Source organism: Aeromonas sp. QDB11, from assembly GCF_027705265.1.
Classification (GTDB): domain Bacteria; phylum Pseudomonadota; class Gammaproteobacteria; order Enterobacterales; family Aeromonadaceae; genus Aeromonas; species Aeromonas allosaccharophila.
Genome location: NZ_JAPDBM010000007.1, coordinates 1 through 12,206, shown reverse-complemented (window position 1 = coordinate 12,206; position 12,206 = coordinate 1). Strand labels below are relative to the sequence as shown.

At 60.1% G+C, this 12,206-nt stretch carries 12 protein-coding genes and 2 pseudogenes; 9 read left to right on the top strand and 5 right to left on the bottom strand.

Features of this window, described 5'->3' with window-relative positions:
* Nucleotides 1–156: 156 nt before the first annotated feature.
* Both OKC40_RS03645 and yjjG read left to right on the top strand, forming a co-directional pair.
* Nucleotides 157–1,656 carry a M17 family metallopeptidase gene (locus OKC40_RS03645; protein ID WP_234605291.1) on the top strand — a complete coding sequence of 500 codons (1,500 nt, stop codon included), beginning with the start codon at nt 157–159 and terminating at the stop codon, nt 1,654–1,656.
* A 14-nt stretch (nt 1,657–1,670) separates the two neighbouring features.
* Nucleotides 1,671–2,351, top strand: a complete 681-nt coding sequence (gene yjjG, locus OKC40_RS03640; protein WP_139409873.1) for a pyrimidine 5'-nucleotidase — start codon at nt 1,671–1,673, stop codon at nt 2,349–2,351.
* A 93-nt stretch (nt 2,352–2,444) separates the two neighbouring features.
* Here yjjG and OKC40_RS03635 read toward each other — a convergent pair whose 3' ends face one another.
* The 3 genes from OKC40_RS03635 to dusC all read right to left on the bottom strand — a co-directional run bounded on the left by OKC40_RS03635 (nt 2,445) and on the right by dusC (nt 4,736).
* Nucleotides 2,445–3,200: a substrate-binding periplasmic protein gene (locus OKC40_RS03635; RefSeq protein ID WP_270693629.1), complete on the bottom strand. Its 756-nt coding sequence runs from the start codon at nt 3,198–3,200 to the stop codon at nt 2,445–2,447.
* A gap of 125 nt (nt 3,201–3,325) precedes the next feature.
* A complete protein-coding gene (locus tag OKC40_RS03630; RefSeq protein WP_042657497.1) occupies nt 3,326–3,694 on the bottom strand; it encodes a TraR/DksA family transcriptional regulator in 369 nt (122 codons plus the stop codon).
* A gap of 97 nt (nt 3,695–3,791) precedes the next feature.
* Nucleotides 3,792–4,736: a tRNA dihydrouridine(16) synthase DusC gene (dusC, locus tag OKC40_RS03625; RefSeq protein ID WP_270693620.1), complete on the bottom strand. Its 945-nt coding sequence runs from the start codon at nt 4,734–4,736 to the stop codon at nt 3,792–3,794.
* A gap of 123 nt (nt 4,737–4,859) precedes the next feature.
* Between dusC and OKC40_RS03620 the strand changes: the two genes are divergently transcribed.
* From OKC40_RS03620 to OKC40_RS03600, 5 genes are all read left to right on the top strand, one after another.
* Nucleotides 4,860–5,237, top strand: a complete 378-nt coding sequence (locus tag OKC40_RS03620; RefSeq protein WP_270794120.1) for a YbaN family protein — start codon at nt 4,860–4,862, stop codon at nt 5,235–5,237.
* A gap of 134 nt (nt 5,238–5,371) precedes the next feature.
* On the top strand, nt 5,372–5,917 hold the full coding sequence (gene apt, locus OKC40_RS03615; protein ID WP_042058966.1) for an adenine phosphoribosyltransferase: 546 nt from the start codon (nt 5,372–5,374) through the stop codon (nt 5,915–5,917).
* A 172-nt stretch (nt 5,918–6,089) separates the two neighbouring features.
* Nucleotides 6,090–8,642, top strand: a complete 2,553-nt coding sequence (gene dnaX / locus OKC40_RS03610; RefSeq protein WP_182937580.1) for a DNA polymerase III subunit gamma/tau — start codon at nt 6,090–6,092, stop codon at nt 8,640–8,642.
* Between the two features lie 114 nt (nt 8,643–8,756).
* Nucleotides 8,757–9,086, top strand: a complete 330-nt coding sequence (locus OKC40_RS03605) for a YbaB/EbfC family nucleoid-associated protein (RefSeq protein ID WP_033113565.1) — start codon at nt 8,757–8,759, stop codon at nt 9,084–9,086.
* 301 nt (nt 9,087–9,387) lie between these two features.
* Entirely contained in the window at nt 9,388–9,606 is a 219-nt protein-coding gene (locus OKC40_RS03600) for a DUF3955 domain-containing protein (protein WP_270693621.1), read from the top strand.
* Nucleotides 9,607–9,783: 177 nt separating this feature from the next.
* On the opposite strand, the gene OKC40_RS03595 is transcribed toward OKC40_RS03600, so the two are convergent.
* Complete coding sequence (locus tag OKC40_RS03595; RefSeq protein WP_042657493.1) at nt 9,784–10,080, bottom strand: hypothetical protein; 297 nt, start codon at nt 10,078–10,080, stop codon at nt 9,784–9,786.
* Nucleotides 10,081–10,216: 136 nt separating this feature from the next.
* Here OKC40_RS03595 and nfo point away from each other — a divergent pair, with 136 nt between their 5' ends.
* On the top strand, nt 10,217–11,059 hold the full coding sequence (gene nfo, locus OKC40_RS03590; protein WP_270693622.1) for a deoxyribonuclease IV: 843 nt from the start codon (nt 10,217–10,219) through the stop codon (nt 11,057–11,059).
* 165 nt (nt 11,060–11,224) lie between these two features.
* Nucleotides 11,225–11,472, top strand: a pseudogene (locus OKC40_RS03585) (IS4 family transposase); the annotation flags it as partial.
* A gap of 148 nt (nt 11,473–11,620) precedes the next feature.
* Here OKC40_RS03585 and OKC40_RS03580 read toward each other — a convergent pair.
* Nucleotides 11,621–12,130 (bottom strand): annotated as a pseudogene (locus OKC40_RS03580) (KUP/HAK/KT family potassium transporter); the annotation flags it as partial.
* Nucleotides 12,131–12,206: the final 76 nt, after the last annotated feature.

Here is a 12,206-nt window from a genome sequence, read left to right as displayed (position 1 = left end):
TATTGCTACTCTTTCTTTCATTGAACAATCATCCTTGATGCCCGTCGCCTGCTGGTGATTGCTGCTATTTCTGACGCTTTTTCAAGACCAAAACTGGTCGCATCAACCATTTGTTAGGTATCATCAGGTATCTCTTCATGGATGAGGCGCTCTCCTGTGATCACACCCTTCACCTATCTTCCCCCCGCTATCGAGAGTCAGGATGCCACCCTGGCCGAGGCCCTTGCCATGGGATTGCCGCTGCAGTTGCTGGTGATCGCCGAAGAGCAGAAAGAGGCGTTATTGGCACAGCCCCAGTTTGCCGATGTCAAAACCCTGCTTGCCCTCGGACAAAAGTCCCCCTTTACCCTGATGCATGGCAATACCCTGTTGCAGGTGGTGTTTGTGGCCAGCAGTGTGACGCGGGATCACCGTCTCTATAAGCAGGTAAGAAACTGGATAGCACCGCTGTCGGGGCTAAAACTGGAGCGGTTCGGTCTGCATCTGGAGGGATTTTCCCCTGCTGAACGAGTGATGCTGGCCGAGTTGCTACTCTCTGCCCTGTTGGCCGCCAATGTGCCGCTGCCGACCAGCAAGAGTCGCAACGAGAGCGGTTGGACCTACCAGCAGATCATTGTCTCTCCCGCGGTGGTGCTTGATCTGGCGCGCCTTTACAGCGAGGCGGGGGGCAATGGATTGGCTCGTCATCTGGCGGTGTTGCCCGCCTCCGAGCTCACTGCCGCCAGCTATCGCGAGTTCGTCAGCCAACTGGCGCAAGATGAGGGGTGGCTGTGTCAGCATTATGATCAGGCGCAGTTGGCCGAGCTGGGGGCGGGGGCGTTTCTGGCGGTCGCCCGTGGCTCGGAAGACAATCAGGGGGCCATGGTCAAGCTCAGCTACTACCCGCCCAAGCCGGTGCGCCGCATTGCGCTGGTGGGCAAGGGGATCTGCCACGACTCCGGTGGCTATAACCTCAAGGTCTCCGGCAGCATGTATGGCATGCATCTGGACATGGGGGGCAGCGCGGTGGCGCTGGGGGCCCTCTACGCCATCAGTCGAGCCCAGCTACCCTACGAGGTACACTGCTGGCTGGCCATTGCCGAGAACCATATCGGTCCTCACGCCTATCGCCCTGGCGAGGTGGTGACCGCCATCAATGGCACCTCCATCGAGGTGGTCGATACCGATGCAGAAGGGCGCATGGTATTGGCCGACACCCTGGCGATGGCCGTGCAGGATACCCCGGATCTGTTGATCGACTATGCGACCCTGACCGGTGCCTGCAAGCGGGCGCTGGGTAGCCGCTACAGCGGCGTTTTTACCAACCGCAGTGAGTGGCTGGTCTCGCTGGTCAATCTGGGTCAGCGCAGCGGCGAGCGGATCTGGCCCTTCCCGCTCGATGACGATTATGACGACAACATCGAGAGTGAATGGGCTGATCTGCTGCAATGCGCGCCGGGCAGTTCGCCGGATCATATCGATGCGGCCCGTTTTCTCGCTCACTTCGTGCCCGAGCAGACCCCCTGGCTGCATTTTGATTTGAGCGGTTTTCGCAACAAGGGGGGCAATGGGGTGGTCTCCAGCGAAGTGACCGGTTTTGGCGTGCGCCTCACTCTGGATCTGCTGGCCAGCCCGCTGGGTCGCATCGGCCGACATACCACTGATCCATCTGACTGATAACAAGGAGTTCTGTGAAACAACCAAGCTATGACTGGGTGCTGTTCGATTTGGATGAAACCCTGCTCGATTTCCCGGTCGCCGAGGCGCTGGCCCGAACGCTAACGATCTATGGTGTTGAGGCCGATGACGCCGCCATGGCGCAGTATCACACCATTAACCACGGGCTCTGGCAGCAGTACAACGACGGCGAGATCGATGCAACTGCGCTGCAGCAGACCCGCTTTGCCCTCTTTGCCCAGCAGGTTGACGCCGATCCCATGGCGATGAACAACACCTTTCTGGCGCAGATTGTCGCCCTGAGCATGCCCCTTGAGGGCGTGCTTGATACCCTGCAGCAACTGCGCAGCAAGGTGCGGATGGGGATCATCACCAATGGCTTCAGCGTGCCCCAGCGCGGGCGGCTCGGCAAACTGGGCTGGAGCGAGTGGTTCGAGCCGCTGGTGATCTCCGACGAGATCCGGGTGACCAAGCCTGATCCCGCCATTTTCCAGCACACTCTCTCCCTGATGGGACAGCCGGATCCGGCCAGAGTGCTGATGGTGGGTGACAACCCGAAAACCGATATCGCCGGTGCGGCGGCGCAGGGGCTGGCGACCTGCTGGTACAACCCCGAGCGGCAAGCGGGCGACAGTGGGGCAACCCACGAAATTCACCACTTTTCCCATCTTGCCGGGATTGTATTGGGGCACTGAGTGCCGTGGTGTCTGATGGAATAAGGGTCTGTCGCGAGAAGCGGCAAGCGTGTGGCAGACAGAAACAGAGAGGGGAGCCGAGGCTCCCCTCTCTTATGGATGTTGAGGGGCTGATAGATGTTGGGGGGTGAACTGGTAGCGATCGAGGATCTGCCGATAGTCGGGGCTCTGTTTCAACTGATCGATAGCCTGATTGAGCCGTTGCAGGTGCGTCTCTGTGGTGCTCTCTTTGCTCAGTATCAGGTGAACCGGTGTCAGTTCGATACGCAGCAGAATATGCAGATCATCCGGTAGCTTCCCCTGATTGCGCCACTCCTGTAGCCCGTGGGGATCGAGAATAAATCCCTGGATCCGCCCCCCCTGCAACATTTTCAGTAGCTGCTCCAGCCGCAAGCGCATCTGCAAGCGGGGCTGCATGTCGGGTTGGGTCATCAATTGGCGGAAGGAGTCGCCGTAATCAAAACCTTTGAGCAGTCCGAGATGAAAGTCAGGGGTATTGGCAAGTTGGTCGAGGGTGGTGATCCCGCGCCAGCGTTCGGCATCCTGGCGGCGGACGACGATGACCGTCTCCTCTTCCCGATAGGGGTGGCTGAAGCGGGCGTATTGTTGCCGCTCGGCGGTCATATTGGCAGACATGCCAACCTGTATCGTGCCAAATTGCAGCTCGTGCAGCACGCGAGCCCAGGGCATTTCACTGAATCGTGCCTGATAACCGGCGCGCTGGAAGATGGCGTCGAGCAGTTCCACATCCAGTCCGCGAAGCTGCTGCTGTTCGTTGCGAAAGCTGAAGGGCTGCCAGTTGACCCAGCCGACGACCAATGACTCCTGTGCCAGCGCCTGGCAACACAAACACCATAACAACAAGAGTCGGTACACAACGCATCCCCTCGGGCAGGCTGATACGGTTGAGTATTGGACAGGAATGACGGAGTAACCAGTGCTGAGGGTTGAGCGGATGCACAGATGTGCATCCCTCACAGTTCGTGGGCGTGGAATCCCTTGCGATAGCGGGTTTCGCAGCGCGGGCAGCGTTGCAGGGTCGGATCCTGTTCCAGCTGTTCGATGGCCAGCGGCTCTTCACAATCTGAGCAGAGGCCGTAGATGCCCAGATCCATCTGGCAGAGTGCCGCGTCGATCCGCTTGAGGCGGGCCACGCTCTGCTCTACCTTCGGCAGATCCAGGCGGCTGGTCAGTTCAACCAGTTGATCCTGATCGCAGTGACCGACCTGCTCGGCCCACTCGTCACGGCGGCAGGCTTTCAGTTGACCGATCAGCGTTTCTCGTACTTGGGCCCAGTCGGACAGCAGGCGATTACGCCAGACAGTCAACTGTGCTTGCGTCATTTCACACACATTATCCCCCACAGGACAGACGACAGATTCGGGGCAGTATAGGGACCCGATAACTCTATCAAGATGATATGCGTCAAGTTAAACGTGGTTAGCCGTGGCTTTTGGCCGCTTGCAACAGGGCATCGCGGATGGGGTCGGTCTCTTTGAGTACCCTGATCTCCTGAAACAGCAGATCCGCTTCGGGATATTCCCGCTTGAGGTAGCTGAACCACTGCTTGATGCGGCTGGGGTAGTAGTCGGCTTTTTCGCTGGCCAGATCCTGCTCGGTGTAGCTCACCATCAACTGCAGCACCTCGGCCCAGCTCATGTGCGGGCAGCCGGTTTTCATCACGTTAGCCAGATTGGGCAGGGAGATGGCGCCGCGCCCGACCATCAGGGCATCGCAGCCGGAGACGCTGGCGCAGGTGAGGGCATCCTGATGATCCCAAATCTCGCCGTTGGCGGTGACCGGGATGGGCAGGGCGCGGCGAATGGCGTCCACATACTCCCAGTGGGCGGGGGCTTTGTAGCCTTCGCGCTTGGTGCGGGCATGGACGGCCAGCTCGTTGGCGCCCCCCTGGAAGACCGCCTGGGCGTTCTCCAGATAGAGCTCCTTGTCATCGTAACCGAGGCGAATTTTGGCGCTCACCGGCAGATGGGCGGGCACTGCCTCGCGTACCGCCTTGACGATGCGGTAGATGGTCTCGGGCTCTTTGAGCAGCACCGCGCCACCCTTGCTCTTGTTGACCGTGGGGGCGGGGCAGCCGAAGTTGAGATCGACGCCGGGGGAGCCCAGCTCGATGGCGCGCACCGCGTTCTCGGCCAGCCACTCGGGGTGTTGCCCCAGCAACTGCACCCGCACCGGAGTGCCTGCGCGGGTTTTTCCATCTTGCAGCAGTTCAGGGCAGAGGCGGTAAAACACCTTGGCGGGCAGCAGCTGATCGACGATCCGGATAAACTCGCTCACGCAGAGATCGTAATCATTGACGGAGGTGAGAACCTCCCGCATCAGGTGATCCAGTACCCCCTGCATGGGGGCCAAAATAACGCGCATAACTGCTTTCCGACGAGAGTGGGGAGAAAAAAGAGCGCAGATTGTAGTGGGGTTGCGCCCCGCTGTCAGCACCCGCTCAAACTCTGTTAGGCTAGAGGGAGATAAATCACGCAAGGAGAAGGAATGAAGCGTTGGTGTCTGATGGCGCTCGGGTGGCTGGCATTTGCCACCGGTATCGTGGGCATTGTGCTGCCGCTGCTGCCAACTACCCCCTTCATGTTGCTGGCTGCCGCCCTGTTTGCCCGCTCGTCGCCCCGTTTTCATCGCTGGCTGCTGACCCATCCCTGGTTCGGCCCGCCCATCGTCGATTGGCAGCAGTATCGCGGTATTCGTCGTCAGGCCAGACGGCGTGCCATTATCTTCATTTTGCTCACTTTCTCGGAGTCGCTGGCGGTGGTGCCACTGCTGTGGGTCAAGGGGCTGCTGGTTGTCATAATGGTGATCCTGCTCACCTGGTTAATGCGGCTGCCGGTGCTGGAGCCAGTTGCAATGGCGAAGTGAAGTCCCTAAGCTATTGCAGCAATAATGCTATGGAGTCGGCCTGTCATTTTTGCGTGACAGGCTTTTTTATTTCCCGCAGAAGGGAATTGAGAAAAAATGGCCACCCCTGGGTCAAAAAAATAAGCGGTCAACACATGAATCCGGAAACCCTGAAATTTATCGAAGCAAGCATCAAGACCATTCCCGACTATCCGAAGCCGGGCATTCTGTTTCGTGACATCACCAGCCTGATCGAGAACGCCGAAGCCTTCAAGGCCACCATCGATCTGCTGGCCAATCATTATCGTGATCAAGGGATCACCAAGATTGTTGGTACCGAAGCCCGTGGCTTCATTTTCGGTGCACCGGTTGCCTTCGCCATGGGACTGGGCTTCGTGCCGGTCCGCAAGCCGGGCAAGCTGCCGCGCGACGTGATCGAGGAGTCCTATGCCCTCGAATACGGCACCGACACCCTGCAACTGCACACCGATGCCATCGTGCCCGGTGACAAGGTGCTGGTAGTGGACGATCTGCTGGCGACCGGCGGTACCGTCGATGCGACCGTCAAGCTGATCCGCCGCGCCGGTGGTGAGGTGGCCGATGCGGCCTTCATCATCTCCCTGCCGTCTCTGGGTGGCGATGCCCGCCTGACTGCCGCTGGCATCAAGGTGCTCTCACTGGTTGAACTGGCCGGCGAGTAATGCCTCTTCGGCCCGATCCTCTGCATCGGGCCAGCATGCAACCGATGCCCTTGCGGGCATCGGTTTGAAAATCAAGCGATCCCTCCCGCTCTGACCGATAGCCGATACAGCCAGCCCGCCATTTGTGTTAGCATCCGGCCTCAATGCCTTGTCTTCCCTGCATGATGGATTTATGAGCTATCAGGTTCTGGCGCGTAAATGGCGCCCCCATACGTTTGAACAAGTGGTAGGCCAGCAACATGTGCTGACCGCCTTGACCAACGCCCTGGATCAGGGACGGCTGCATCACGCCTATCTGCTGAGCGGTACCCGTGGGGTCGGCAAGACCACCATCGCCCGTATTCTGGCCAAGAGCCTCAACTGCGAGCAGGGGATCAGCAGTCACCCGTGCGGTGTCTGCGATACCTGCCGCGAGATCGATCAGGGCAACTTTGTCGACCTGCTGGAGATTGACGCGGCGTCCCGCACCAAGGTGGAAGATACCCGCGAGCTGCTCGACAACGTGCAGTACCGTCCGGCCCGCGGCCGCTTCAAGGTCTACCTCATCGATGAAGTGCACATGTTGTCGCGCCACAGCTTCAACGCGTTGCTGAAAACCCTGGAAGAGCCGCCTCCCTATGTGAAGTTTCTGCTGGCTACCACGGATCCGCAGAAGCTGCCCATTACCATCCTCTCGCGCTGTCTGCAGTTTCATCTGAAGAGTCTGGATCAGACCCAGATCGCCAAGCAGCTCGAATGGGTGCTGGATCAGGAGGGGCAACCCTTCGAGCCGCGCGCCCTGCTGGCACTGGCCAAAGCCGCCGACGGCAGTATGCGCGATGCCTTGAGCCTGACCGATCAGGCGCTGGCCCACGGCAACGGCAGCGTGCGCCTCGAGAGCGTGCTGGCGATGCTGGGCACGCTCGATCACCGCCATCTGCACCAGCTGCTGGAAGCCATTTTGCGGCAAGATGCCCCTGCGACCATGGCCAAGATCACCGAGATCGCCACCCTGGGCCCCGATTTTGATCAGCTCCACGCCGAGCTGGAAGGCTTGCTCCATCGCATCGCCATGGCGCAGCTGCTGCCTGCCAGCGTGCAGGAGCAGGGGGCGGATGCCGATTCCCTGCTGCAACTGGCCAAGGCGATGAGCCCGGAAGAGGTGCAGCTCTGCTACCAGATCGTGCTGGGTGGTCGTAAAGATCTGCCCTGGGCCCCCGATGGCCGCACCGCGCTGGAGATGACCTGCCTGCGGATGCTCGCCTTCTCGCCACGGCGCGATGCCCTGCATCCGGCCAGTCTCACAGCATTGCCCCCGTCAATGACGAGCAGTGCCGCGCCGGTAGCCTCCTTGCCGGGAAAGCGCCCGGCCGCTGAATCGGCCGCACTGGCACCGATCAGCGGCGCCGTGCCCGCGGTTGATGCCTCCCTGCCTGCGATGGTGGATGACACTGCTAACGCTGCCAACAGCGAGGAGGAGGCGCAAGCCGCCGAGCTGTTCAGTCAGCAGGATGAGCTGCTGCGCGAAGCGGCGGGCATGGGTTATCAACCCGAACCAGCTCTGCCAAATGTGCAGCACGATGTACTTGCGCACTCAGCCGCACAGCCTGCGGATGATGGCGAGCGTGCCGCAGCCGATACTGACTATTCCCGTGGCGACTCGCTGACCGCCCCCTTCGATCCCGCGCTCGAATCGATAGCCGAACTGACAGTCGAGCCGGTCGCTGCCCCTGAAGCCGTTTCTGCGGTATCGAGCATGCAGAGCCTGCTGGGCAAGCGAAATATGCTGCGCAGCCGCCAGCGTGGTCAGGATGCGCCGGCGGCGGCCGCGCCGCGCGCGGTGCCGGTTGTCCCTGCTCGCCCTGTAGCGCCCGCTGCTGCTCCGGTCGTCACCCAACAGCCAGCCCCAGTCAGCCAACCGGCCGGGCAGGGGATGGCGGCGATGGGTCACTATGATGATCTGCCGCCGGTGGATCTCTATGGCGACGGTTACGAGCCACAGGGTGACAACGGGGAATACGAAGAGTACCTCAATCAGGGCTTTGCCGAGCAGGCACCGGTGATGAGCCACGCGCCCGTCACGGCTTCGGCCCAGCCAACCGATCTGCCACCCTGGGATCTCGACGGGCAGCCCAGCTATCGACCCGGCGAGCGCAGCGCCACGGCGCCTGCGGTGACGCCCGCCCCAGTGCCCCAGCCGGTCGCCCCCGTTGCGACCACTGCGGTGGCTGCTGCCCCGGTGGCGCAGAGCGAGCCCGCCCAGCCAGTGATGGAGACCATCGACTGGGATGAGCTCGAGAGCGATGAGGAGCCGCAAGAGGGGGAGGCGACCCGTCTTATCCCTTCGTCACTGCTCAATGGTTGTGGCGACCCTTGGGCCGAGTTGATTGCTCACACTCAGGTGGGTGGGCGGCTACGCCAGCTGGCCATCAACTCGGTGATGACGCAGGAGGGGGATAAGGTACTGCTGACCCTCAAACCCGAGCAGCGCCATCTGGTGAGCGACAAGGCGCGCGCCGATCTGGCCGAGATCATAGGGCCAGCGCTGGGGCAACCGGTGCAGGTCGAGGTGACGCTCGGCGTGGTGCCTGACAAGGAGACCCCCCTCGAGATCGAACACCGCCTCTATCTCGGGGTGCGCGAGCAGGTGACCCGGGATCTGGAGCAGGATCCCAACGTACAGTTTTTAGTTCAGCGGTTTGGTGCCGTGCTTCATCACGAGAGCATCGAGCCCCTCAACCGCTAAATTCCGTGGCCGGGAGCTCGCTTCCGGTTGAAAAGTAGTTTGGCTGTCCCCATCTAGGACAGACAAGCCCACAGCCCGGCGCTGGATGCCGGATTTCAAGACGAGAGACGACATATGTTTGGTAAAGGTGGAATGGGGAACCTGATGAAACAGGCCCAACAGATGCAAGAGCGTATGCAGAAGGCGCAGGAGCAGCTGGCTCAGATGGAAGTGACCGGTGAAGCCGGTGCTGGCATGGTCAAGGTCACCATGACCGGTAGCCACAGCGTCCGTCGCATCGAGATCGACCCCTCCCTGATGGAAGATGACAAGGAGCTGCTGGAAGATCTGGTCGCCGCCGCGTGCAACGATGCCGTGCGTCGTGTGGAAGAGCAGAACAAGACCAAGATGGGCGAACTGACCGGTGGCATGCAACTGCCGCCAGGCTTCAAAATGCCCTTCTAAAGCGACTCTCCCCGCGCATTCTTGCTCCCTTGTCGCTGGCCATTCGGGCCACGGCAAGGGGGACGGCAGAGAGACTTAAAGACGCAGCCGTTATCGCCCAGGCGATACGCTGCGTTTTTTTATGGGCGCCGCTCAAGCCCTTGCCTGCCTGCTATTGCTCACCCGCCACCGAGCGCCGTCTTTTGTCGATCGCATCTGGTCGCCCGTCCTTAATCGAAAAGCCTTGTTCACTTCACCCTCCCTTCACATCGGGATGGAGAATGGGTGGCTCGTTCAAGATGAAAAGGAGTGCTTGAGGATCATGACAATCATGATGCGTACCGGTGCCGTGCTGGCGGCCATGGGCGTGTGCTGTCTGGTGGCTTTTGAACTGATTGGTTCTACCGTCGGTGAAGATGGCACTTTGCATGAACCCTTCGGCTTGATCCCCATCGGTTTGTTGCTGCTCGGTGTGGCGATCTTGTTGCTGCTGGCCGGGGTAGTCAAGGGAGTGTGGCTGCGCCATCACGGCCGCACATAACGCCTTGGGATGGTGGACGAGGCTGCGGGATGCCTGATCCAGGCATCCCGCTGACTACCACTGCGCAGGAGGGAGGCAACCGTACATCGAGATGAGCAAAGGTGTGCTCGGTGATCTCATCGGTATGGGGTCTGGCCGGGCAACAGCCAGATGGGTTGTAAAAGGGGTGGCTTTCGCTTATTTGGCGTGCAGAAACAGCTCTTCAATGGACATCGGGGTGCTGAAGTAGTGCGTCACGGCATTGGCGAGATAGGGCAGCAAATCATCCCCCCGGATCTCGTCTGCCAGCCGGGTGTCCGGCTCGGCCTTGAAGCGGGGCGCATGCACGGTTTTGCCCTGATTTTCGAGGAATTGGGCAATCCCTGCCGCTGACGCCGTCGCCCACTGGCGATGGGGGGGCATGGAGGCAAATTTCAGCAAGGGTTCTTTGGTGTTGTCAATCATCGGCAGGTTCATCGCAAGCTCCTCGGTCATGGAGTGAATATCATACAGCTCGAACCTGAACGAATCCTTTTTAGCCCGCGAAAACGATCAGGCTTATCGACTATTCCGGTTTGGCGGGATTGGGCGGGATCGGCATAATGGCGGCTTGCCGTATTGAGGAGATTGTATGAAATATATCGGAGCCCATGTCAGTGCGGCCGGCGGGGTGGAGAATACCATCGCCCGCGCCCAGGCCATCGGGGCCAACGCGTTTGCCCTCTTTACCAAGAATCAGCGTCAGTGGCAGGCGGCCCCCTTGTCGGAGGCCACCATCCGCGCCTTCAAGGCCGCCTGTGACAAGGCCGGTTTTCTGCCAGAGCAGATCCTGCCCCACGACAGTTATCTCATCAATCTGGGCCACCCCGATCCCGATGGTCTGGCCAAATCCCGCGACGCGTTTCTCGACGAGATGAAGCGCTGCGAGCAGCTGGGGCTTTGTTATCTGAACTTCCACCCCGGCAGCCATCTCAAGCAAATTCCCGAATTGGCCAGCCTCAAGCTGGTGAGCGAGTCGATCAACTGGGCGCTGGAGCGCAGTGAGGGGGTGACGGCGGTGATCGAGAATACCGCCGGGCAGGGGACCAACCTCGGCTGGTCGTTCGAGCAGCTCGCCACCATCATCGAGGGGGTGGAGGACAAGAGCCGGGTCGGGATCTGTTTCGATACCTGCCACGCCTTTGCCGCCGGCTACGATCTGCGCACCGCCGAGAGCTGCGCCGCCGTCTTTGCCGAGTTCGACCGCACGGTGGGTTTTCACTATCTCAAGGGGATGCATATCAACGGCGCCAAGTGCACCTTCGGTAGCCGGGTCGATCGCCACCACAGCCTGCGGGAGGGCAATCTGGGGGAGGCGGTGTTCCACCACATCATGAATGATGATCGTTTCGATCGCATTCCGCTGATCCTCGAGACCATCGACGAGTCCATCTGGGGCGAGGAGATCAGCTGGTTGCGCAGTCTGGCAAAGTGATAGTCAGCGAGCTATGATAGTAAAACCAAAACAACTGTTGCCCCAGAATCCATATTATGGCTTCATGTACCGGATCTTTAGCGGCAACCAATTGAAATAGATATAAAAAAGGCTTCGTTTGTGATCTGATTTTATCGCCAAACAAAATCAACACGCGCGAAGCCTATGACCATTATTAATGCTAATCACTATCTGGAGCAACTCCTGGCTCCCGTCGTACTCGAGCGCATTGCTCGACTCTGCAAGTTTTGTCTGCGTCAGCGCGCCATTACCCCTGCCATGCTCGTCCCTGCACTGTTGCGGGCCATGGGGGCGACCAGGTCAATGACATCGCCGGTTTACACCGTCATTTCAATGCCTTGCAACTGGTGAACGCGCATCAGGTTTCCTACAAACCGTTTCACAATCAGCTGCACTGGTTTACTCCCTTCTCCCCTCGCGGGAGAAGGGCTGGGGATGAGGGGGCCGGTAACTGGGTTAACGGAAATAAGAGAGGGAGGACAATGCCTCCCTCTCTCTTGCTGAGGTTTTCTATGCCATTAAGAGGCCATCAACACGCCATCAGATATCCACCTGGGATCCCAGCTCGATGACCCGGTTGGGCGGGATCTCGAACTGATCCGGCGCGCGCAGGGCGTTGCGTTGCAGCAACATAAAGAGCTTGCCGCGCAGATAGAGATACCAGGGGCGGTCTTTCATGATGAGCGACTCGTGGGCCATAAAGAACGAGGTCTCCATCATCCGGCAGCTGAGCCCCTCGGCGTTGCAGCGGTGGAAGATCTCCTCCACGTTCGGAGTCTCGCGCCAGCCGTAGCTTGCCACCACCCGCCAGAAGGTGGGGGAGAGCTGCTCGATGCAGACCCGGCGCACATTGTGGACGTAGGGCACATCCTCCACCCGCAGGGTGAGCAGGATGATCCGCTCGTGCAGCACCTTGTTGTGCTTGAGGTTATGGAGCAGCGCATGGGGGATCACATTGACCACCCGCGACATATAGACGGCAGTGCCGGCCACCCGGGTCGGCGGGGATTTTTCCAGCGAGGCGATCATCGGCTCAAGGGAGTTGCCGTGTAACCGTTCACCGGGACGGTGTTGACAGCACCAACTCCTCCGGGAACGGGTAGTCGGTTTTCTCGATGCAGGACCT

Excerpts from the sequence above, each read along its gene's own strand:
- OKC40_RS03630 (WP_042657497.1), bottom strand. The coding sequence starts at position 3,694 with ATGACGCAAGCACAGTTGACTGTCTGGCGTAATCGCCTGCTGTCCGAC.
- dusC (WP_270693620.1), bottom strand. The coding sequence starts at position 4,736 with ATGCGCGTTATTTTGGCCCCCATGCAGGGGGTACTGGATCACCTGATG.
- OKC40_RS03620 (WP_270794120.1), top strand. The coding sequence starts at position 4,860 with ATGAAGCGTTGGTGTCTGATGGCGCTCGGGTGGCTGGCATTTGCCACC.
- apt (WP_042058966.1), top strand. The coding sequence starts at position 5,372 with ATGAATCCGGAAACCCTGAAATTTATCGAAGCAAGCATCAAGACCATT.
- dnaX (WP_182937580.1), top strand. The coding sequence starts at position 6,090 with ATGAGCTATCAGGTTCTGGCGCGTAAATGGCGCCCCCATACGTTTGAA.
- OKC40_RS03605 (WP_033113565.1), top strand. The coding sequence starts at position 8,757 with ATGTTTGGTAAAGGTGGAATGGGGAACCTGATGAAACAGGCCCAACAG.
- OKC40_RS03600 (WP_270693621.1), top strand. The coding sequence starts at position 9,388 with ATGACAATCATGATGCGTACCGGTGCCGTGCTGGCGGCCATGGGCGTG.
- OKC40_RS03595 (WP_042657493.1), bottom strand. The coding sequence starts at position 10,080 with ATGACCGAGGAGCTTGCGATGAACCTGCCGATGATTGACAACACCAAA.
- nfo (WP_270693622.1), top strand. The coding sequence starts at position 10,217 with ATGAAATATATCGGAGCCCATGTCAGTGCGGCCGGCGGGGTGGAGAAT.